Consider the following 22,611-nt stretch of genomic DNA (forward strand, 5'->3'; position numbering starts at 1 on the left):
AGCTGCAAAAGGTTACTCTTTCTCTTCTAACAATGCTTTCTTAACCTCATTGAGTTCTGCAATTTTCTCTGGACTTACTTTAGGATATTCCAAATCCATTTCGTCTAAAGCATGAATAATTGCAGAAGCAATCGCAATTCGAGCATAAGACTTATCATCGGCAGGAATTACATACCAAGGCGATTTTTTGGTCGATGTGTTTTTAATTAATTCCTCATACGCATGCATATAATCATCCCAATAGCCTCGTTCTTTGGCATCGGCTGCACTGAATTTCCAGTTTTTATCAGGATTATCAACTCTTTCAATAAATCTTCTCTTTTGTTCTTCTTTAGAAACATTTAGAAAAAACTTAATGACCACTGTTCCGTTTCTGTTCAGATATTTTTCAAAGTTTCGAATGTCTTCAAAACGATTATCCCAAATGTCTTTGGTAATCAATTTCTCAGGAAGTTTTTGCGCTCTCAATATTTGTTCATGAACACGAACCACCAAGACTTCTTCATAGTAAGAACGATTAAAAATTCCAATTCTTCCTCTTTCTGGAAGGTGTTTTTGACAACGCCATAAATAATCATGGTCTAATTCTTCTGAGCTTGGTCCTTTAAAAGAAGAAACCTGACAGCCCTGCGGATTTATTCCTGACATTACATGCTTTATAGCACCATCTTTTCCAGCGGCATCCATAGCTTGAAAAATAATAAGAACAGACCACTTATCTTGCGCATACAAAATGTCCTGCATGGCAGCTAGAGCCTTAACTCCCATTTTTAATGTTTTTCGAACCGAGATATTGTCATTTTCTATAGCATAAGAAGTCGGTTTACCTTTTAATGTGAAGCTCTTATCGTCTCCAACACAATATTGCTCAGAAAATTTTTTTGCCCGATGTAATAATTCCTTTTTAGTTAATTTTTTTAAATCATTATCATCTCTTTCCTCTTTTTTGTGTTTTTTCTTGTTATTTTTTGACATGATTATAAAAGTTTTTGAATTATTATTACTAGTCTTTTGAATAATTTATTCTTACAAAAATGCAGTTTATCGGCAGTAAATGGCATTTCATCCTAATTTGTATTTATCAATTGAAATACAGACAGATAAAATTTTAACTAAAATTAACAAAATTCGCACAATATTTAATCACCTAACCAAAAAAACGCTAACTTAGCTATTGCACTTTATTGGTTTTTAGTTAGTTGTATTTAATGAATTTTACCTAAAAGAATTTAACAATGAACAAAATCTATTCCTCCGCAGTCTTACTATGTCTTTTAATGATTTCTTGCAAAAAAGAAACACCTCCAGCACCCAAACCACTAGAAATTTCAGTCACAACGGTTTTACAGCAAGATGTAAAATTAGAATCTGAATACACGGGGCAGACTTTTGGTCAATCTGATATACAAATTAACCCGCGAGTTGATGGTATAATTGAAAGTATGAACTTCAAAGAAGGAAGTTTTGTCAAGAAAGGACAGGTGCTTTATACAATTGACCCTTTACCATATAGAGCGAAACTTAACGAAGCACAGGGAGTTGCCGCAGAATCGCAGGCACGATTATCTAAAACCAAATCAGATTTGGATATGATTACTCCGTTGGCAAAAATGAATGCTGTCAGCCAAAGAGAATTGGTTTCGGCAAAAGCGGCATACAATGCTTCATTAGCACAGATTAAAGCATCTGACGCTTCGGTTCAAAATGCTAAAATCGAATTGGGTTACTGTCAAATTTTAGCACCAATTTCAGGATTAATTGGTTTGTCTAAAGTGAGAGTAGGCGATTATGTACAGCCTGGGCCTTTATCAGTTCTAAATACAATTTCTGATCTTGGCGATGTGAGAGTTCGATTTACAATAAGCGAACAGGAATTTTTGCGTCTTTTTAGAGAATTCAACAAACCAAATTCTCCTTTAAAAGGCTCTGGAGCAAGTGTTACCATAAAACTATCTGACGGTTCCACTTATCCGCATAACGGAAAAGTAAGTTTTGCCGACAGACAAATTGATCCTTCTACAGGAGCTATCACTTTTGAAGCCGCTTTTCCTAATCCAGATAAATTATTACGTCCTGGCCAATATGTAAAACTTGCTTTGCTTACTGATATTCGCAAAGAAGCAATCGTAATTCCGCAGCGCGCAGTTATTGAAATTCAAGGAATTTATCAAGTATATGTTGTAGGTAATGACAATAAAGTGCAAATGCAAATTGTAAAACCAGGCCCTATCGTTAAAAACGGTTATATTATTGAAGATGGATTAAAACCTGGCGACAAGATAGCCATGGGCGGTACTTCTTTATTGAAGAATGGAAGTGTCATTACCCCGAAAATCGTTCAATGGCAATTGGGCGATCCAGAAACTATAGTTGCAAAGTAATCTAAATCACATACTATTATGGGAGAATTTTTCGTCCGAAGACCAATTGTTGCCATTGTTATTAGTATTATTATTGTGATACTTGGATTACTGGCATTACAAAAAACACCTATCTCGCAATATCCGGATATTAATCCGCCAGTTGTAAAAATTACCACTTCTTTTACTGGAGCAAATGCGCTGAATGTTGAACAAGCAGTTGCAACTCCAATTGAGCAAAAGGTAAACGGTGTTGAAAACATGTTGTACATGAAATCGATCAACACTTCTGATGGTGCTTGTACTATCGAGGTAACTTTTGACGTAGGAACCAATCTGGACAACGCTAATATGCTAACGCAAAACAGACAAAACCAGTCTGCTCCCTTTATGCCATCAAGTGTAAAACAACAGGGTGTTGTGGTAAAAAAATCGCTTTCGTTTCCGATGATGTTATTTACCATTACATCTACCAATCCGAAATACGATGCTAAATTTTTAAATAACTATGCAAGTATCAATGTTGTTGACCAGCTGGCTCGTATCAAAGGAGTTGGAGAGGTTGCTCTTTTTGGAGGTAGTGATTACTCAATGCGTATTTGGCTAAAAGCTGACATGATGAGTAAACTCGGCGTAACAGTTGAAGATGTAAAAAATGCGCTAAACGCACAAAACATGATCAGTCCGGGAGGAAAATTTGGAGCTGAACCAGCACCTCCTAATACTGAATTTACATATGGTGTAACACTTCAAGACCGCTTGGTAACCGAAAAAGAATTTGGAAACATCGTAGTTCGAAGCAAAGAAGATGGAGCACAAGTTTTACTTGCCGATATTGCCCGAATCGAATTAGGAACCGAAAATTATAGCTCAACAGCTAGAAGAAACAGTTCTCCAAGTGCCGTTATTGCTATGTACCAAATGCCAGGAAGTAATGCTCTCGAGGTGGCAGAAATTGCAAAAGCCACCATGAAACAATTGTCTGAAAGATTTCCACAAGACATCGAATACCAAGAATCTTTAGATACAACACTTGCCATTACTGCAGGGGTTGATGATATTGTTCACACTCTTTTTGAGGCTATTATATTGGTTATTATAGTAGTGTTTATATTCCTGCAAAACTGGCGCGCTACTTTAATTCCGTTAATTACCGTTCCTGTTTCTCTTATTGGTACCATTGCCGTTTTCCCAATGTTAGGATTTTCGATTAATACCCTTTCGCTTTTAGGACTAGTACTGGCAATTGGTATCGTTGTCGATGATGCAATTGTGGTTGTAGAAGCCGTAATACATCATATCGAGCATGGAAAAACTCCTAAAGAGGCAACTGTTCAAGCAATGAAAGAGGTTTCGGGACCAGTAATAGCGATTGCATTAATTCTATGTGCCGTTTTTATTCCAGTAGCTATGACACCTGGAATTACGGGACGTTTTTACCAGCAATTTGCCATCACCATTGCCGTCTCGGTCGCCTTTTCTGCATTTAGCGCCTTGTCTTTAAGTCCCGCGCTTTGTGCCATGCTATTAAAACCTACAAAACCTATTGATCAGCAAAAAGGATGGCTTGCTAAATTCTTTACTTGGTTTAATAAGGTTTTCGAAAATGTTACAGGAAAATATATTGGTGGAGCAACATTTTTTGCCAAAAAAGCAATGCGTATTGTTGTTTTACTAGCTGTTATTCTTGTTTCAATTGTGCTTTTAGGCAAAAAGATTCCAGTAGGATTCATTCCAGAAGAAGATCAAGGATATGTTTTAGTAAATATTGCATTGCCTCCTGCATCATCATTACAGCGTACCGATGAAATATCGAAAAAAGTAGATAGTTTCCTTAAAGAAGAAAAATCTATTCTGTCTTATACCACGATAAACGGATTTAGTATGCTTACAAACTCTTATCAGCCAAATAACGCTTTTATTTTTATTTCCCTAAAACCTTGGGAAGACAGAGCAGAAACGGCTAAACAGTTTGTAGACCGATTCAATAAAAAACTGGCCACTCAAATTACAACTGCGACTTGTTTTTCATTTGGACCGCCAGCAATTCAAGGTCTGGGTGCATCAGCCGGATTTAGTTTGATGCTCCAAGACCGAGGAGGAAATACACCTCAATATTTAGCAGAACAAACACAAAAATTTATTGCTGCCGCACAGCAGCGTCCTGAAATAAAACGAATTTATACCACTTTTAATGCTGGTACACCACAAATTAAATTGGATATCGACAATGATAAAGCCATGAAATTAGGAATACCAGTTTCTAAAGTTACCGAAGCGCTCGGTGCCTTTTTGGGAGGAAGTTATGTGAATGATTTTAACCGATTTGGTCGTCAATATAAAGTTTATGTACAGGGAGAAGCTGTCAATCGTGTAAAACCAGAAGATCTAAACCTGATTTATGTAAAAAATAATAAAGGAGATATGCTTCCGGTTTCGACATTGGTTACGGCGACTAAAGTATCTGGTCCCGATTTTACGAATCGTTTAAACTTATTTAGATCTGCAGAAATTGGAGGAAGTCCGAATGATGGTTATAGTAGTTCACAAGCTCTGACTGCATTAGAAGAAGTCGCCAAAGAGACCTTACCTGCAGACATGAGTTTCGATTACATCAACTTATCGTATCAGGAAAAGCATTCACCAGGTGGATCTTCTGTATTTATTATGGCCTTGGTTTTTGTATTCTTAATCCTAGCCGCACAATACGAAAGCTGGAAGCTGCCATTTAGTGTACTTCTTGGAGCGCCTTTTGCCGTATTTGGAGCCTTTTTAGGACTTCTTTTGGCAAGATTTGGAAGTGATGCTTATGTCAACAACGTTTTTGCACAAATCGGACTCGTTTTACTTATCGGATTAGTGGCAAAAAATGCCATTCTTATTGTTGAGTTTGCCAAAGAAGAATACGAAAGAGGGAAACCGCTTTACGAATCGGCAATGTATGCAGCAAGACTTCGTTTTCGCCCGATTCTGATGACTGCTTTTGCCTTTATTCTTGGAGTTGTGCCGTTATTAACCGCTACAGGTGCTGGTTCTCAAGCTCGTATTGTAATGGGAATGGCCGTATTTAGCGGAATGTTAATCGCTACAGTTCTCGGTGTATTAATTGTACCAGGTCTATTTGTTATGATTGAAAGAATTGGACATAAGAAAGAGGAAACAATCGTAGAAGGAGAAAACAATGTAGAATCAAATACTACAGACCATGAGTAAGAAATATAAAATAATCGTTATTGTATTGGTTGTTTCCTTACTTCCAGTGGGATGTATGGTCGGACCAAAATATAAAAAACCTGAGCAGTTAAAATCAGATTCTTATAAAAACGAAAGAAATTTAGACAGTCTCGCTTCGGTAACCAACTTAAAATGGTTTGATTTGTTTAATGATGATGTTTTAAAAGGTCTTATTCAAAAAGGCCTTGAGAATAATTATGATTTAAAAATTGCGGTTTCGAGAATTGAACAGTTTCGTGCTGAATTAGGTTATTCCAAAGCCGATTTATTTCCGGCTTTTCAATATGGAGCTACTATAAACAGCAATAAGAAATACATTACTCCATCGACCGCCGGTGCAAGTATGTCTTGGGAACTAGATTTCTGGGGAAAATTTCGCCATGAAAACAATGCTGTCAAAGATGAACTTCTCGCTACAGAAGAAGCTCGTAAAGTAATATTGTCTGATATTGTTGCCAATATTGCAATAGCGTACTTTCAGATGCGAAATTTTGATGATCAGCTGGAAATAACCAAGCATACTCTTGAAACAAGAGAAAAGTACTATCAAATCATAAGTGAGAGATTTGAAAAAGGATACATCTCAGAAGTTGATAAAGTACAGATTGAACAGCAGGTTGCGATTGCTGAAGCAGCAATTCCTAACATTGAAAGACAAATAACCTATCAAGAAAATGCGATTGCGTTGCTTACAGGTCAGCTACCTACTGAAATTCCAAGAGGAAAAAGCAATACCGAGTTACAGATAGTCAGCAAAATTCCATTATCAATTCCGTCTGCCTTATTAGAAAACAGACCCGATGTAAAAGCGGCCGAATTAAGATATGCAGCAGCAAACGAAAGAATTGGCGTAGCACAGGCAATGCGTTTTCCGTCTATCAATCTAGCTGCAATTGCCGGATTTGCCAGTGCCGATTTGAGTAATCTTTTTCTAGGAAGCTCTTATATGCAAAATGCTTCTGGCGGAATTGCAGGACCAATATTTGCATTCGGAAAAAACAAAAGAAGAGTTGAAATAAACAGACAACAAGCAGAACAGTTCAAATTTCTTTATCAACAAAAATATATTGATGCTGTTTCTGAAGTAGAACAATCTATACAAAACGTTAGAACTTATCAAGAAGAATGGAAAGCCCGCAACAGACAAGTTCAAGCGGCTTTGATAAACTTTAAACTATCTCACGAAAGATATGACAGCGGTTATGTTTCTTACTTGGAAGTTTTAGATGTAGAAACCAACCTTTTCAATGCACAGTTAAGTCTAGCACAATTATCTGAAAGACAATTAAGTTCAATGGTTGAATTGTACAAAGCGCTTGGTGGAGGGTGGAATCTTTAAGAAAAGGTTCTGAGTTGCTAAGATTCTAAGGTACTAAGGTTTCAAAAATTGTATAAACAACAAAAAGCACTATTTTCATAGTGCTTTTTGTATTTATGCTTTGTGCTTGTGTTACTTTGTCCCAAAACTTAGAACCTCAGCAACTCAGAACCTTAGTCCCTTAAATTAGCAGAACTCGTTAAACGCATCCTGTAAATTCTCAGCAATTAATTCAGCTGGGCGTCCTTCAATGTGATGACGCTCTAACATGTGAACCAATTCTCCGTTTTTAAACAAAGCCATAGATGGCGAAGATGGAGGAAATGGGAACATGTGTTGTCTTGCAGCATCAACAGCTTCTTTGTCTACACCTGCAAAAACAGTAATTAAATGATCTGGTTTTTTAGCATTATCCAAACTCATTTTTGCTCCCGGACGTGCATTTCTTGCAGCGCACCCGCAAACAGAGTTTACAACTACTAAAGTGGTACCTTCAGCTTTGATAGCATTTTCAACAGCTTCAGCACTATGTAAATCTTGAAAACCTGCAGCTGTTAATTCAGCTTCCATTGGTTTTACCATGTCTAGTGGATACATATTTTTTGTCTTTTAAATTGTACTTTTTGAACTGCAAAGTTACAAAGTTTACTCGCAACTAGTTACTTTGAAGTATAAAGTTTTGTTATAGTTCGATTGATTTAGTCGAAAGTTCGAAAGTCATAAACAGGAAAGCCTCAATTCAGTCTGCTTTTATGTGAAAATCGCCCGTAACAAAGCCTTTATAAAAGGCAATTTTGGGCATTTCATAATCACTCGAAAATCTTCAATGAGATTAGTCTCTTCATCTAAAAACTTAAAAATCAATTTTGGATTTCCCTTTTTAAATAATGAAGAAAAAATAGAACTTCCCAATTCGTTATGTCGATACAGAATATCCAAAAGCAATAAATCATAAAACCAAAATTTAGATTTTTTATGAAACAATTTCATATTGAGCGAAGTCGCGGTATCATTCTGAATAAAACCTACCAAATCTGAGGATTTTTTATCTGAGTTTTTAAAAGTATAACCTGTACTTGCTTTTGTCCAGCCGCCTGCAGTCCCAATATTCAAGACTCTTTTGGTGTTTCTTTCCCAAAATGGATAACATGTCATGGGAATGCTTCCCTCTTCTTTTTCAAGAATTTGATATTGGCTTACACCGAGTTTCTTCAAATAGATTTGAATCTCGTTTTCATATTCCTCTTTTGGAAGAAGCTTTTCTGAAAACAGCGTATATTCTACCAAAGCTTCCGTTTTTGAAGTCGGCAGCACATACATAAATCTTGTATTTTCTTTTTGTTCAACCGAAAAATCCATGAAAGTTACTTCTTCAGGATTGAAAACTTCTTCTTGCGTCTTTACAAACCAACCCACAAAATGCTGTTGCAAAACGGGATATTTATTCTGTCCTTCGGCGAAAGCCTTAGTATAAATACTATTGAATAAATAATTGCAGGTAAATCTATTTTCTTCTGTTCCCACAAAAACATGAGTTTCCAATTCGTTTATGTCGGTTACTTTTTCGTTTAAAAACGTAATATTAGAATGATTTGAAATAGTTTCAAAAACGAAATTATAAAAATCTAATCCGTTGATTTTTTGGTATGAATAGGGTTTTAAATCCAGATCGCGTCTGAAATTCTCATTAGAAAAAAGAGCCGAATCCCATTTTTTTGAAATCACCGAATCCCAGATGCTTTCTTCTTTTTCCCAGAAACACCAAGTTCTGTCATTGGATTTCTTCAAATCCTGATCTAACAGTAAAATGGTTTTATCAGCGAATTTTCCAGACAAAATCATTTTATAAACCGTCATCAAAGATGCTAGTCCTGTTCCTGTAAAAATGTAATCGAAATGTGGGATTTGCGAAGAATTCATTCTCAAAAATAAGAAATTTTATTCTTTCCTTTTTTCTAAAAAAAACTTAAAAAGACCGCAATTTATTATTTCGTTTCGCCGTTTGTTTACAATATGATTTAATTCTATCTTTAGTAGTACAAAAAATAAAATTTCTGCCTTATGCATAAATTGATCCTTTTCATTAAAACTTATGAACCTGATTTTAAAACCGTTTATAAGCTTTTAGATTCTATAGATGAGTTTAATAAAGACAGCATTCCGGTAGTTATTTCTGTAAACGATGAGCATTTTGGTTTCTTAAAAAAGGACTGTCTTGAGAAATATAAAGTCTATCGAGATTCTGAAATCTGCAAAACAACAATTACCGAAGGATGGAGATACCAGCAAATCATAAAATGCAATGTTTACAAGCTTAATATCTGCGAAAATTATGTTGCTATAGATTCTGATGCTGTTTTTATAAAGGACTTTTACATTTCCGATTTTATGTATGACGAAAATACGCCATACACTATCATGCAAGAATCTAAAGATTTACTTGAAATGACAGAAAGAATCGGTATGGATTCTGAAAATCTGTTTTTTAAAAGAGCTTTGAGAGATACTCGTCCGTTTTTTGGAAATAAAGGCAAAGAATGGGATTATGGTCCATCTCCCTATATCTGGAATTGCAAGGTTTGGGAACATTTTAATGAAGTGTTCTTAAAAGAAATAAATCTCACTTTTGATCAATTTTTTACCGAAATAGACAAAAAAAGCTATTCCCCAAGTGATTGTGTGATCTATGGAGAATATCTGCTAAAGACCAGATTAATAGACTTATTACCAATTGGTAGCCTTTTTAAAGTTTATCATTACAAAAAGCAATATGCAATCGAAAATAACCAGTTGAAACTTGAGCAATTGCGCAAAATTTATCTTGGGCTTATTCACCAAAGTAATTGGCGAAGAAAGAAAAAAAAGTGGTATCGATTTTTTTAATGAAAATACTATTCTACAAAAGAATTTCAGATGATAAAGGCAAGTAAAGTTTATTTGGTATTTCTAAACGGAAAATCTAATGCCGGCGGTGCAGAACGGATGGTTCATTATTTGGACGAATATCTCAAAAGCCGAAAGATTCTGACTGAAATAATAGATGAGGATCGTTTAAAAAACACTTTTATCGGAAAGCTATACTGGAAATTATTCAATAAAAGACATTTCGAAAAACGAAGAGCAAAATATATTGCACGATTTGCAACTGCTTTTCTTTGGCTTAATTATCGATCAAATAAATTAGTCATTAGCAATGGTGAACCCACAGCTTATTATCCAACCGATTACGTAATTTCTCATGGTTGTTATCATAAAATGGAATTAGACTACGGAAGAAAAGATCCTAGATTGAGTAGAGTGGCCAAATTGCAAATGATAGCCTGCAAAAATGCCAAGAAAATAATCGCTGTTGAAGACAATGTCAAAAAAGATCTAATACAATACTATGGAATTGATGAAAACAAAATAAATGTGGTGCCAAATTGTATTGATAAGACTAATTTTTATCCCATAAAAAAAACATCAACCAGTTTTAAAACAGTTGTATATATTGGCCGACTCGAATACGGAAAAGGCATTTCAGAATTACAGGAACTAGCAAGACTTGTTGAACAGCAAAACGATTGGAGACTTCTTATTGCAACAAACAATCCTTCAAATACAGAACTTTTTAAAAATTTAAATCATACCGAAATCTTAGTCGGATTAACCATAGACAATATCAACGAACTGGCTTATTCACGGGCAGATATTGTTTTCTATCCTTCGTATTCAGAAAGTTTTGGAATGGTGACCATTGAAACACTTGCTTGCGGAAAACCAATTGCAGGAAGTGCCGTCGGCATTCTTCCCAAATTAGTCAAAGACAAACAGCCTGGCGCTTATTTGCTTCCCAAAGAAATCGATGAGAATATTTTTCAATTTTTGGATCATTGCATTGAAGATTCAAAAAAAACAAGCCCAGAGGAGATTCATGAAATGACAATGAAAAAGTTTAGCGTTGAATCTTATTTTGAACAAATGGATAAGCAGTTTACTAATTAAACCAACTGATTATCAATACAAATATTTTTGATTTTAAAAATTGCTTATGAGAATTTTATATTTCTATCCCGAAAATCCGCTGCACAAGGCAAAAGGAAATAACGCAAGAGCCTTGTCATTATTAGAATATTTTAAATCAAGAAATATTACTGTTGATTTTGTTGGTGTTGAAACAGACCTATTTGCTAAAAATGAAATCAACAAACTCAAAGAAGAAAAACTAATTTCTAACGGTTATTTTCTTCCTGTTTTTATCAGAAAAAAAAATAAGCTGAAGTATTTCTTTCAGTACTCGCTTCCAAACAAAATCAAAGGAAAAATTGGTTTGTTTGATAATATCCGTTCCGGTCATATTCCTGCTTTTAATGAAGCCTTAAAAGAGAATGAATATGATGTTATTTTGATCTCCTATCTGTATTGGTCAAAGCTAATCAAGAATAATCCGTATCTGAAAAAGGCAAAGTTAATAATTGATACGCACGATTTCCTTACTTCACAATTTCAGAAAAAAAAGAAGTTCCAATTAGGTAAGTTTTTTGAAACAGAAATAAAACTTTTAAATTCTTATGATAAAATTTTAGTGATTTCTCCAGAAGAAAAATACCTTTTCTCTCAATTTATTAATAAAGAAATCGCTTTGATAACCCATAGCTTGCCACAAAAAAGTAATTTAAAAACAGAAAGTAAATACGACATTATCTATGTTGCCAGCGAAAACGAACACAACACCAAAGCCGCCAAATGGTTCTTTGATCATGTTTATCCTTTACTTTCAAAATCGCTAAAAATTGCTGTAATTGGAAAAATCACTAAATTCATAGATGATTACCCAAATGTGGAGAAAATTAGTTTTATTGAAAATCTTGATGATGCTTATGCTCAGTCTAAAATTGCAATATGTCCAATGCTAAGCGGTACGGGAATCAAAATCAAAGTAATCGAAGCTTTGTCTCTCGGGCTTCCGGTAGTGTGCAATGAAAGAGGCGTTGACGGATTAATAAATAAGTCTAATAATGGCTGTTTGGTTTCGAATGATCCGAATGAATTTGCGAATCAGATCAATACATTACTAACCGATGCCAATTTTTATACTAAAATCAGCTCTGAAGCCAATGCCTATTTTAGCGCTCATCATAGTCTTGATGCAACTTACAGCATATTAGACAATGTATTTGAATTACAGCGATTCTAATTTTAAAAACAATGCTTCTAAAGCATGATTTGAGAATGGTTCAAGACTTTCTGCAGAGTTTTGCTGCAATTCCAGCCAAAGCGATTTGTTTCCATATAAATTAAGTATCGCCGAAGCAAATTCCTCTTTAGCATCGTAAATCAAAGCATTTCTTTCTTGAACCAGCTTCATGCCTTCCGCACCAATTGATGTCGTAACAACTGGCAGATAATACTCAAAAGCCTGGCCTATTTTTCCTTTTACCCCAGCACCATATCGCAAAGGAGCAACCATCATTTTATTTGTATTAAATAGTGGTTTTATATCACATACATGGCCTTTAAAAATAAATCTAGAATCTTTAATGTTTTTAAGTTTCTCATTAAGATTGCCTATAATATTTACTTTTATAGTGTTATTTGTCTTCCAAACCAGCGGCATTATTTCGTGATATAAATAATTGACAGCGTCAACATTGGGTTCATGCTGCGAGCCTATAAAAAGCAAGTCTTCACGATCTTCAAAAGGCAAAAGTTGATCTTTACCAACTTTTAAATAATGGATATTAGAAAGTATCATCAATTTGCGTTCATCGATATACTTTGCCATAATTTCATTTTCGACATTAGAAATAGTCAATACCAAATCTACTTTTCTGGCAAGTCTTGTTTCGATCCAAAAAAACTTCAAATAGTTTTTTGTTAATGAAATTCGGCTGGGATTAATCTTAATTGCTCTTTTATACCGCAGAAAATGAATATCTACCATATCATAAAGTGACGTAGCGAGCGGAAAAATTTTGGATACTTTTTTTACATTCCGACCTAAAGCTTTTGCTCCATAATACCACACAAAATCAACTTTAGGAAGTGATGCTATAAAATCAAAATAGTTCGAATACTGATTGTTTTCTACAAAAACGACGGCGCCTAACTTACTGAAATAAGTTACATAACCATTATCTCGAAAGGTATCTTTTGAACAAATAATACAATTATAATCTTTGCTTTTAAAAAACAATATAATCTCTTTCAGTCTGTTAGAACCCGAATCATGTTCAGGAGCTGGCATATGAATATTGAAAAAAACAATAGTTTTATTTGATGGGTTGTAAGTATTATAATTTGGAATTGATTGATCGTGCTGGTTCCTAATTTCTTCTTTTCGTTTATAATAGCGCTTAATATTTTTAAATATCCCCATATTATCCCCTTATATAAGCTTAATTTTCTTTCTATTTTTAATAATGAAATGATCTGAATCTCAATAAATTCAACATCTTATTTCATTCTTAAAACTCTTTCCGTAATTTTTATATTGTATGAGAACATTATAAAAAGCTGTTAATTAACAAAGCAAAAAACATATTAAACTGATTATCAATATCTTTTTTAACTTGCAAAGCTTTACAACAATTTACAAATAAATTTTAAAAAATACCGCGCAAACAGCGTTATTTATTTCATTTTCAAAGAACTAATCCAAAACTACTATTTCACTTTCTCCAACAGAATTTTAAACTCTTTTGAGCTTAAATAAATATTATATTGGAAAATGATTTCGTTTTTCTCATTCAAAACACATAAAGTCGGATAGGCAATTTGATTATTGATAGTTCCAAGCTGCAATGCCAATTCATGTACTCCAACATTATTTCCTGAAGGTTTGTACTTAAAAATATGGTTGTTGAATGTAATATCTCGCTTTTCCTCTGCATTGAAATCAATAAAATAGAAATCGGAGTTTAATTTTTCGATTATTTCCTGATCTTTAAAAGTTGTGGATTTCATTCTCTGGCAAAATTGACACCAATCGGTATGAATGAAAACAATGGTTTTTCGTTTTTGAATTTGCTGTAAGCTGCCTATTTCTTCAAAAGTGCTGCTTTTTAATTGGCAGAACCCTGTTGAAGTTATTCCGAAGAGAATTAAGAGAAACAGCTTTTTCATTTTTTTGTTTTGTTTGCCACAGATTAAAAGGATTAGAAAGGATTTTTATTCGTTTGTCACCCAGAGCGATCCCGAGGCTTCGGGAGAAGGGCGCTCCAATTGGAACGGGGCTTCGACTTCGCTCAGCCTGACAAAAAGAATAATCCTTTTAATCTGTGTAATCTGTGGCTTATAAATTTACCTAAAAGTATATCGCAATCCCAAAAATCCGCGAATTGTTTGGTTCTGTCCATAAACATAAGTTGTGTCAAATGTCAAACCGTAGGGATTATCAGGCGTAACCAGAACTTTTCCTGTCGAATCGTATTGCACATTTTTGTCGAAAGGATCATTGGTTCTCGAAATCAAAAATGGATTATTCTGTTTCGGAGTAAAATTCAACAGATTCTTAATTCCTCCATAAACTTCAAAATCCTTCCAACCTGAAAAGGTAAACTGAATATTCTGAATACTATACCAAGGCGAATCTGGACTTCTTGGATCGGTTTCGCTCAACAAAGGCAATTTCATCGGACTATAAACATTTCCAGTATAATCCATCGACAAGTTCCAAGGCTGAATTTTATACGAAATGCTCCAAGTTCCGGTGAAATTCTCCGTCAAATAAGGTCTTTCAGAAATCCCGTTCTCAACGTTTTTATTGTCTAAAACCGTGGCTCCGATAATAAACTTTAATCCCGATGGAAAATTAAGATCGATATTCGTACTGATTCCTTGACTTAATGCGTAACCATCAATATTGTCGTAAATGATTTTGTTGGGATCTGTTTCGTAATCAGAAATAATCTTATTGCTAAATCTCGTGTAAAAAGCAGTCGTTTCAATTCCCATAAACGTTCCATTGCCAAAATTGATTTTCTGAATATAATTTAAATTCACATTTATAGACTGTTCGGGTTTCAAATCGTTTCTAATAATAACATCTCTAGAACCCGTTAAAGCCGCGTGATCTTCGGTAAATAAATTGACGACACGAAACCCAGTTCCTGCATTTAATCTAAAAATGGTGTTTTCGTTTGGCTTAAATCTGTAAGCAAATCTTGGTGTGAAAATAGATCCGTGAATCGAATTGTAATCGTAACGCATTCCCAGCAAAACCTGACTTTTTGGAGAAAAGGTAATTTCGTCTTGAACAAAAATTCCTGGAAGCCAAGTGTTTTCGGCTTCTTTTGTTGCAGTTGTGTTATCGTCGTAGTATGTGTATCGGCTTGCAATTCCTGCTAATAAATCGTTTCGACCAATTTTTTTATCCCAAGTCAGTTGTAAAAATCCAATTTTCTGATTGGCGATATAAGATGTTGTTCCATAACGGCTGTCCTGATAATGCACATTTCCAGAGAACGAAAGCATCAGTTTTTCTTCAAACGGCAATTGATAACTTCCAATTAATTCGGCTCTTTTGGTGTAAATGCTTTCACCGTAAATTTCGTCACCACCTCGGTATTTTTTCTCCCAACGAATATCTCCGCCCCAACGATCTTCATACATTCCACGTACAGCAATGGTAAAAAGGCGATTTTGATTTCGCTGAAAACTCCATTTATTAAAAATCGAAATACGTTCAGAAAGCGTTACATCGGTAAAATTATCTTTATCTTTATCGATTACTTGATCATAGTTGAAGTAATTAACACCAATAAGCGAAATGGCCTTTTTTCCCACATTAAATTTCATTCCCAAATCTAGATTACTTTCAAAATAAGAAGTCGTAAAATAATCGGCTGAAAAAACGGGTGCGTTAGTCGGATTTTTAGTGATGATATTAATTAATCCTCCAACCGCTTCACTTCCATAAAGAGACGAGGCTGGACCTTTTACAATTTCGATTCGTTCCACCAAAGAATTCGGAATTCCAGACAAGCCATAAACCGTAGAAAGACTGCTCACAATTGGCATTCCGTCAATCATCACCAAAGTATATGGACCTTCCAATCCGTTGATATGAATGTCTCCTGTGTTGCAAACGCCACAATTTAACTGTGGACGAACGCCATTTATGTTTTGAAGCGCATCGTAAATACTTGGTGTTGGATTTTTCTTGAAGAATGTTGGTGAATACACCTCAACAGGAACGGCACTTTCTAATCGTTTTACAGGTTTTAACGTTCCTGAAACCACCACTTCGTTCAATTCATTTTGATCTTCTTCTAATTCAAAATCAAGATTCAGATTTTCATTTTCTACAATTGTAATTCTTTGGGTTATGGGTTTAAATCCTGTTGAGGTTACGTTTATTTTATAAGTTCCGTTTGGGATATTTTCTAATTTATAAAATCCGAAAGAATCAGCTTGTGTTCTAAAGTTTGTATTTAATAAACGAATGGTAATTTCCTGATCAATAGGAAGTATACTTTCTACTTTTCCAGTGATATTTTGAGAGAAAACACTTTTTGTTGCAATTATTAATATTGTCAAAAATAAATATTTCATTATTATAAAATTAAATTTAGACAAAACTAAAAATTAAATTTGACAAATAATTATTCTTAAAACAAAAATTTTCAAACTGATTGAGTTCAATATGTTATGTTTTTTTAAACCACATAAGTTATATAAGATAATTTAAGTTTGTGCTGAAATGAACTTATATACTTATATGGTTGAACTACTCTTTATCTATTGACTAAAATCATCGTCAATAAGCTCTTTATTAATGACCGCGCCAGCGAACGAACCCGTAGAAACCGCAATGGCCACAGATCGCATTTGTGTTGTACAATCTCCGCTGGCAAAAACTCCAGCAATATTTGTTTTCTGCATCGCATCAACTTTTAATAAACCTTGTTCATTTATATCACAGCCTAAATCTTTTGGCAGCAAACAATGCTGTTCAAACGCTGGTCGCGAATAAATGGCTTTAACTTCAACTTTATTTCCATTCTTGAAAACGATATTCGAAACATATCCTTTACTATGTTCAAAAGAATCTATTTCTTCTTCAAAAATCTGAACACCATGATTTTTAAGAATTTGAGTTTGTTCTAAACTCAATTCCGATTTTCCGTTGGTACATAATCGTAAATCCTTAGTCCAGTTCGAAATCAATTTAGCAAATTCAAATCCCATTTCTCCATTGGCAATAATTGCTGTTTTTTCGTTTTTAACTTCATAACCATGACAATACGGACAATGTAAAACCGAAATTCCCCAACAAGCCGCAAAACTCTCAATTTCAGGAATCAGGTCTTTAACTCCAGTTGCAAACAATACTTTTCTCGAAGTAAAAACAGCTCCCGATTCGGTTGTAATTTCAAAACCGCTTTCTGTCTTAACTGCTTTTACAGCAAGTCCGTTAAAAAATTGAACCGTTTTATAAATGTCTACTTGCAATTTGGCTTTCGCCGAAATAACTGCTGGCTTCTCACCATCTTGTGTAATAAAATTATGAGAATGCGGTGTTTGTCTGTTGCAAGGCAAACCGCTGTCGATAACCAAAACCTGACGCAAGGAACGTCCTAGACTCATTGCGGCAGATAATCCGCTATAACTGCCACCAATAATAATCACTTCAAAATGCTTCTGTTCCATATTTCTCTCTTTAATGATTTTGTTTTTTATGTAATTTATAATTGATTAAATGCCCGATAATCATTCCGATTCCACCAAAATAGATCAGATCAAGATGAATTTCTAAAAAGAGTTCTGCCAAAATACTAATCCAAATCAGCGCCATTGAAACAACCAAAATGGACGATACCAAAAGAGCTGATTTTTTTATAATTTTGAGAATTGCAAATAAACCTATCGAAGCAAATAGTAAATCTATAATTGGGTTGTGACTCAAGCCTAAAGGGAGAATCGTTAAAAGAGGAAAAATCAAGCAATGCACCAGACAAATGGTTGCGCTCGAAATTCCTAAAATATCGTAAAAGGATGTGCTTATTTTCTTCATTATGTGTACTTTTGCTTAATGCAATTTTGTTGCAAATATATACAATTTTATCAATTGCAACATTGTTGCGTTTAAATTTTAATTTCGTAAAAAATGAAGACTACACGTAATACCGCAGCAAAGACAGCTGTTTTAGAGGTGTTTGAGAAATCTAAAACGGCTCTTTCACATACCGAAATTCAGAAACAATTAAATGATTTGTGCGATCGCGTTACCATTTACAGAATTTTGGACCGATTAATGAATGAAGATATTATTCATAAAATTTCCAATTTAGACGGAACGGTAAAGTATGCCAAATGCAATCATTCACATCAGCGCGTACATATTCACAACCATGCGCACTTTAGCTGCGAGAATTGTCATGAGATTACTTGTCTTGAGAATGTAAAACCAAGCTATATTATGCCTCATAACTATAAAGTAAACGAGATTAATTTTACTTTATCGGGATTGTGTCCGAATTGTTTAAATTCTAACATTTAACTTTTAGACTCGTCTAAAAATATTGTTTCGCGAATATAATTTTTCTCTATATTTGTGAAAACAATACTTTTACAATGACCAAATCTTTAGAAGAAGTCCACGAATCGGTTTCTACAGAAAATAAAAAAAAGGGTTTTAGAAAAATTTTAGCCTTCTTAGGTCCCGCTTATCTTGTAAGTGTCGGCTATATGGATCCGGGAAACTGGGCGACTGATATTGCCGGCGGAAGCCAATTCGGATACACTTTAGTCTGGGTTTTATTAATGAGTAACTTAATGGCTCTGCTATTGCAGAGTTTGAGCGCTCGCCTCGGAATTGTAACACAGCGTGACCTTGCGCAAGCCTCTCGAGAAACCTATTCCAAATACATCAACTATATTTTATATTTTCTTGCTGAAATTGCAATTGCGGCTTGTGATCTTGCCGAAGTTCTCGGAATGGCAATCGGAATTAACCTTCTTTTCGGAATTCCGTTACTCGAAGCAGTTCTCATTACCGTTTTAGACACCTTTTTACTACTTTTCTTGATCAATAAAGGAATTCGCAAGATGGAAGCCTTTATTATTGCTTTAGTTGCCATAATTGGCTTCTCTTTTATTTTTGAAATGATTTTTGCTGAGCCAGAAATGGGTAAAGTTTTAGCAGGACTTATTCCTTCGATTCCAAATTCAGCTGCTTTATATATTGCCATCGGAATTATTGGAGCAACTGTAATGCCTCACAATTTGTACTTGCATTCGTCTTTAGTTCAAACCAGAAAATTCGATAGAACGCCAGCAGGAATCAAACAGGCTTTAAAATACAATTTAATCGATTCTACAATTGCCTTAAACCTAGCTTTCTTTGTAAATGCTGCTATTCTGATTCTTGCAGCCGCGACTTTCCATAAAAACGGAATGTATGAAGTGGCCGAAATTCAAGACGCGCATCAATTTCTTGAACCGTTGTTAGGAACCAAATGGGCACCAGTTTTATTTGCTGTTGCCTTGATCGCTGCTGGACAAAGTTCGACCGTAACAGGGACTCTTGCAGGACAAATTGTAATGGAAGGTTATCTGCATTTCAGAATTCAGCCTTGGGTTCGAAGAATCATAACTCGTTTAATTGCTATTATTCCTGCCGTAATCGTAATTTTAATTTATGGCGAAAGCGTAACAGGAAAACTTTTAATTCTAAGTCAGGTTATTTTAAGCTTACAGCTCGGATTTGCCATTATTCCCCTTATACACTTTGTGAGCGATAAATCAAAAATGAATGGTTTTCATATTTCCAGAACCACTCAGGTCGTTTCTTGGATTATTGCGACGATCATTGTTTCTCTGAATGCGAAATTGGTTTATGACGAAATCACTTCTTGGTTAGCAAGTTCAAATCATCCAATGGTACTTTGGTTTACGGTAGTTCCACTAGCTTTCGGATTCGCAGCTTTATTGCTGTATATCGTCTTCAAACCATTTATCGCCAAATTCAAATCAAAAACAATAAATCATTCACCACACCATCTTAAATTGAAGTTTTCGCCAAGAAAAAGTCAGAGCATTCAAAACATCGCTATTTCTGTAGATTTCTCACATGCTGACGAAGCTGCATTAAACAAAGCCTTCGAATTGGGTGGCATTGACACCGAATATACGCTCATTCACATTGTAGAAACCGTTGGTGCTTTAATGTATGGCGTTAATATTCACGATCATGAAACTACAATCGACGAAAAATTATTATTAAAATATAAAGAAATGCTTTCCGAAAAAGGGTTCAAAATTAAAACCGAACTCGGATTTGGAAAACCAAACAGCGTAATTCCGAAAATTATAAACGAAGGAAGTTTTGATATTCTCGTTATGGGAACCCACGGCCACACTGGATTGAAAGATATTCTTTTCGGCACAACAGTAGATAAATTGAGACATAAAATTTCGATACCTTTGTTGATTGTTAAATAAAAGGTGCTGAGGTACTGAGTCGCTAAGGTTCTAAGGTTTCTCTCGAAAACTTCAAAACAAAACCTTAGGACCTCAGCCCCTTAGAACCTTAGAAGCTTAAAAAAAATGACCTTTTCAGAAGAAAACTACTTAAAATCGATCTATCACCTGACAGCCGCTTTGGAAACTGAAGTCAGCACCAATGCTATTGCAGAAATTATGGAAACGAAAGCTTCCTCTGTAACCGATATGCTAAAAAAACTGGCAGAGAAAGATTTGGTTAATTATAAAAAATACCAAGGGGTTTCTTTAACCGAAAACGGAAAACTGGCTGCCAAAATGATTGTTAGAAAACATCGTCTTTGGGAGGTTTTTTTGGTTGAAAAACTAAACTTTAGCTGGGATGAGGTTCACGATATTGCAGAACAGTTAGAGCACATTAAATCGGAACAATTGATTAATCGTCTAGATGATTTTCTCGGCAATCCGACCGAAGATCCTCACGGCGATCCAATTCCAGATGCAAATGGGCGAATCATTAAAATTGAGAAATACCTTTTATCTGAGCTTGAAGAGAATCAAGCAGGAGTTTGTGTTGGCGTAAAAGACACTTCTTCAGAGTTTTTGAAATATCTGGACAAACAGGGAATCGCTTTGGGATCAAAAATTGAATTGCTTTCTAAAGAATCTTTCGATCTATCGGTAAAAATTAAAGTGAATGATAGAGAATTATCGATTTCTAATAAAATTGCTTCTAATTTGTTTGTGAAGTTGGTTTAGTGTTTTATTACACAGAGATTCACAAAGAAGTTTCACATAGATACTCTAAGAGTTTTAATAAGATATCTTTTGTTAGGCTGAGCGAATTCGAAGTTTCGTAAAGAGGATTCACCAAACTAGGGCTTCGACTTCGCTCAGCCTGACAAATTAGTTATTATTAAACAATCCCCTTTTCAATCATTTCCAGCATAACTGGCGAAGCATTTTTAAAAGTTGGCGCTTGCTCAATAATACTTCCCGCGTTCTTTTTATTTACTTTAAACGTAACATCATCGTCAGTTGTAAACAAAAGCGCAGTTAAAAAAGGATTTTTGATGTGTGTGCCTAAAATTAATAAGGCTTCATCTAAAGTGTGAATGCTCTCTATTTCTTCTGTTTTATATCTAAAAGTAAGCGAAATTGAGAATGTATTATCTTCATTGAGAACCAATCGGAAATAAACATTTTTAAGCTCTGTATCGCCCATAGTTTTGGCCAAAGTCAGTTTTGCGAAAGTGCCGCTTTGGATGCTTTCTTTAACTCGTTCACAAAAAAGGGCAAATATTGGTTCGTACATTTTTTTTAAAGGTGCTAAGGTTCAAAGATGCTATCCCGATAGTTATCGGGACTAAGGTTTTAAAATCGTTGTCTATTATTTTAACCGCAAAGGTCGCTAAGATTTACGTAATCCCGATAGCTATCGGGAGCTAAGTTTTTAAATTTTCTTGCGAACTTTGCGGTTAAAAAAAAACTATTTTCCTGTAAATTCAGCTTTACGTTTTTCTAAAAATGCTGTAGTTCCTTCTTTAAAATCTTGTGTTCCGAAACATTTTCCGAAAGATTTTATTTCTACATCAAAACCGTTTTTACCATCTGCAAAATTAGCATTGATTGCTTTTATAGCTTTTCCGATAGCGAAAGGTGCATTTTTGATAATTTTCTGCGCAATCACGTTTGTAAATGACAGTAATTCTTCCTGAGGCACAACATGGTTTACTAAACCATACTCTTTTCCTTGTTCGGCAGTAATCATCGCTGCTGTCATGATCATTTCCATTGCGCGGCCTTTTCCAATTAATTGCGGTAAACGCTGCGTCCCTCCATAACCAGGAATTAATCCTAAAGTAACTTCTGGAAGTCCCATTTTTGCATTATCCGAAGCGATTCTGAAATGACAAGCCATTGCCAATTCTAATCCGCCTCCTAATGCAAATCCGTTTATTGCTGCAATAACTGGTTTTTTCAAACCTTCAATCATGTCAAATAGCAATTCCTGACCTTCAGCGGCCAATTGTGCGCCTTCGACAATAGTGTAATTAGCAAATTCTGAAATATCAGCTCCGGCAACAAATGCTTTTTCGCCACTTCCTGTTAAGATAATAACGCGGATATCATCATTTTTACCCAATAATTTAATCGCTTTACTCAGATCGCTAATAGTTTCTTTGTTTAAAGCGTTTAATTTTGCTGGTCTGTTTATAGTAACGGTTGCGATATTCCCTTCAATAGAAATTAAAAGATTTTCGTAGTTCATGA

The 22,611-nt window shown here is 34.8% G+C and carries 19 protein-coding genes; 9 read left to right on the plus strand and 10 right to left on the minus strand.

Features of this window, described 5'->3' with window-relative positions; all coding sequences use genetic code 11:
• Window positions 1-12 precede the first annotated feature (12 nt).
• Window positions 13-975, minus strand: coding sequence for a polyphosphate kinase 2 family protein (locus OZP10_RS08530; RefSeq protein WP_281634290.1), 963 nt, complete (start codon window positions 973-975; stop codon window positions 13-15).
• A 260-nt stretch (window positions 976-1,235) separates the two neighbouring features.
• Here OZP10_RS08530 and OZP10_RS08535 point away from each other — a divergent pair, with 260 nt between their 5' ends.
• Genes OZP10_RS08535 through OZP10_RS08545 form a run of 3 tightly spaced genes read left to right on the plus strand, consistent with a single transcriptional unit; the run spans window position 1,236 to window position 6,933 of the window.
• Entirely contained in the window at window positions 1,236-2,381 is a 1,146-nt protein-coding gene (locus OZP10_RS08535) for an efflux RND transporter periplasmic adaptor subunit (RefSeq protein ID WP_281634291.1), read from the plus strand.
• An 18-nt stretch (window positions 2,382-2,399) separates the two neighbouring features.
• Window positions 2,400-5,573 carry an efflux RND transporter permease subunit gene (locus OZP10_RS08540; RefSeq protein ID WP_281634292.1) on the plus strand — a complete coding sequence of 1,058 codons (3,174 nt, stop codon included), beginning with the start codon at window positions 2,400-2,402 and terminating at the stop codon, window positions 5,571-5,573.
• The gene (locus OZP10_RS08545; RefSeq protein ID WP_281634293.1) at window positions 5,566-6,933 is read left to right on the plus strand and encodes an efflux transporter outer membrane subunit; all 1,368 of its coding nucleotides are present in this window, start codon (window positions 5,566-5,568) and stop codon (window positions 6,931-6,933) included. The genes OZP10_RS08540 and OZP10_RS08545 overlap by 8 nt, the downstream gene beginning before the upstream one ends.
• Window positions 6,934-7,098: 165 nt before the next feature.
• Here OZP10_RS08545 and OZP10_RS08550 read toward each other — a convergent pair whose 3' ends face one another.
• Window positions 7,099-7,509: a BrxA/BrxB family bacilliredoxin gene (locus OZP10_RS08550; RefSeq protein ID WP_111284876.1), complete on the minus strand. Its 411-nt coding sequence runs from the start codon at window positions 7,507-7,509 to the stop codon at window positions 7,099-7,101.
• A 153-nt stretch (window positions 7,510-7,662) separates the two neighbouring features.
• Window positions 7,663-8,832, minus strand: a complete 1,170-nt coding sequence (locus OZP10_RS08555) for a lycopene cyclase family protein (protein ID WP_281634294.1) — start codon at window positions 8,830-8,832, stop codon at window positions 7,663-7,665.
• A gap of 141 nt (window positions 8,833-8,973) precedes the next feature.
• Between OZP10_RS08555 and OZP10_RS08560 the strand changes: the two genes are divergently transcribed.
• Genes OZP10_RS08560 through OZP10_RS08570 form a run of 3 tightly spaced genes read left to right on the plus strand, consistent with a single transcriptional unit; the run spans window position 8,974 to window position 12,088 of the window.
• A complete protein-coding gene (locus OZP10_RS08560) occupies window positions 8,974-9,795 on the plus strand; it encodes a DUF6492 family protein (protein ID WP_281634295.1) in 822 nt (273 codons plus the stop codon).
• Window positions 9,796-9,825: 30 nt separating this feature from the next.
• Window positions 9,826-10,896, plus strand: coding sequence for a glycosyltransferase family 4 protein (locus OZP10_RS08565; protein ID WP_281634296.1), 1,071 nt, complete (start codon window positions 9,826-9,828; stop codon window positions 10,894-10,896).
• Between the two features lie 46 nt (window positions 10,897-10,942).
• Window positions 10,943-12,088 (plus strand): glycosyltransferase, encoded by a 1,146-nt coding sequence (locus OZP10_RS08570; RefSeq protein WP_281634297.1) that lies wholly within the window; start codon window positions 10,943-10,945, stop codon window positions 12,086-12,088.
• Here OZP10_RS08570 and OZP10_RS08575 read toward each other — a convergent pair.
• The 5 genes from OZP10_RS08575 to OZP10_RS08595 form a co-directional block, all read right to left on the minus strand.
• Entirely contained in the window at window positions 12,074-13,270 is a 1,197-nt protein-coding gene (locus OZP10_RS08575) for a glycosyltransferase (RefSeq protein WP_281634298.1), read from the minus strand. The genes OZP10_RS08570 and OZP10_RS08575 overlap by 15 nt on opposite strands.
• A gap of 287 nt (window positions 13,271-13,557) precedes the next feature.
• Window positions 13,558-14,016 (minus strand): thioredoxin family protein, encoded by a 459-nt coding sequence (locus OZP10_RS08580; protein ID WP_281634299.1) that lies wholly within the window; start codon window positions 14,014-14,016, stop codon window positions 13,558-13,560.
• Between the two features lie 177 nt (window positions 14,017-14,193).
• Window positions 14,194-16,446, minus strand: coding sequence for a TonB-dependent receptor (locus OZP10_RS08585; protein WP_281634300.1), 2,253 nt, complete (start codon window positions 16,444-16,446; stop codon window positions 14,194-14,196).
• 186 nt (window positions 16,447-16,632) lie between these two features.
• Complete coding sequence (locus OZP10_RS08590; RefSeq protein WP_281634301.1) at window positions 16,633-17,544, minus strand: NAD(P)/FAD-dependent oxidoreductase; 912 nt, start codon at window positions 17,542-17,544, stop codon at window positions 16,633-16,635.
• A 10-nt stretch (window positions 17,545-17,554) separates the two neighbouring features.
• A complete protein-coding gene (locus OZP10_RS08595) occupies window positions 17,555-17,908 on the minus strand; it encodes a MerC domain-containing protein (protein WP_281634302.1) in 354 nt (117 codons plus the stop codon).
• Between the two features lie 93 nt (window positions 17,909-18,001).
• Here OZP10_RS08595 and OZP10_RS08600 point away from each other — a divergent pair, with 93 nt between their 5' ends.
• The 3 genes from OZP10_RS08600 to OZP10_RS08610 all read left to right on the plus strand — a co-directional run bounded on the left by OZP10_RS08600 (window position 18,002) and on the right by OZP10_RS08610 (window position 21,096).
• The gene (locus OZP10_RS08600) at window positions 18,002-18,394 is read left to right on the plus strand and encodes a Fur family transcriptional regulator (RefSeq protein ID WP_281634303.1); all 393 of its coding nucleotides are present in this window, start codon (window positions 18,002-18,004) and stop codon (window positions 18,392-18,394) included.
• 74 nt (window positions 18,395-18,468) lie between these two features.
• Window positions 18,469-20,337, plus strand: coding sequence for an Nramp family divalent metal transporter (locus tag OZP10_RS08605; protein WP_281634304.1), 1,869 nt, complete (start codon window positions 18,469-18,471; stop codon window positions 20,335-20,337).
• Between the two features lie 105 nt (window positions 20,338-20,442).
• The gene (locus OZP10_RS08610) at window positions 20,443-21,096 is read left to right on the plus strand and encodes a metal-dependent transcriptional regulator (protein WP_281634305.1); all 654 of its coding nucleotides are present in this window, start codon (window positions 20,443-20,445) and stop codon (window positions 21,094-21,096) included.
• Window positions 21,097-21,253: 157 nt separating this feature from the next.
• Here the strand turns inward: OZP10_RS08610 and OZP10_RS08615 are convergent, their stop codons facing one another.
• Together OZP10_RS08615 and OZP10_RS08620 are read right to left on the minus strand one after the other, a co-directional pair.
• Complete coding sequence (locus OZP10_RS08615; RefSeq protein WP_111377756.1) at window positions 21,254-21,652, minus strand: hypothetical protein; 399 nt, start codon at window positions 21,650-21,652, stop codon at window positions 21,254-21,256.
• Between the two features lie 174 nt (window positions 21,653-21,826).
• Complete coding sequence (locus OZP10_RS08620) at window positions 21,827-22,609, minus strand: enoyl-CoA hydratase/isomerase family protein (protein WP_281634306.1); 783 nt, start codon at window positions 22,607-22,609, stop codon at window positions 21,827-21,829.
• Window positions 22,610-22,611: the final 2 nt, after the last annotated feature.

This window comes from Flavobacterium luteolum, from assembly GCF_027111275.1.
GTDB lineage: Bacteria > Bacteroidota > Bacteroidia > Flavobacteriales > Flavobacteriaceae > Flavobacterium > Flavobacterium luteolum.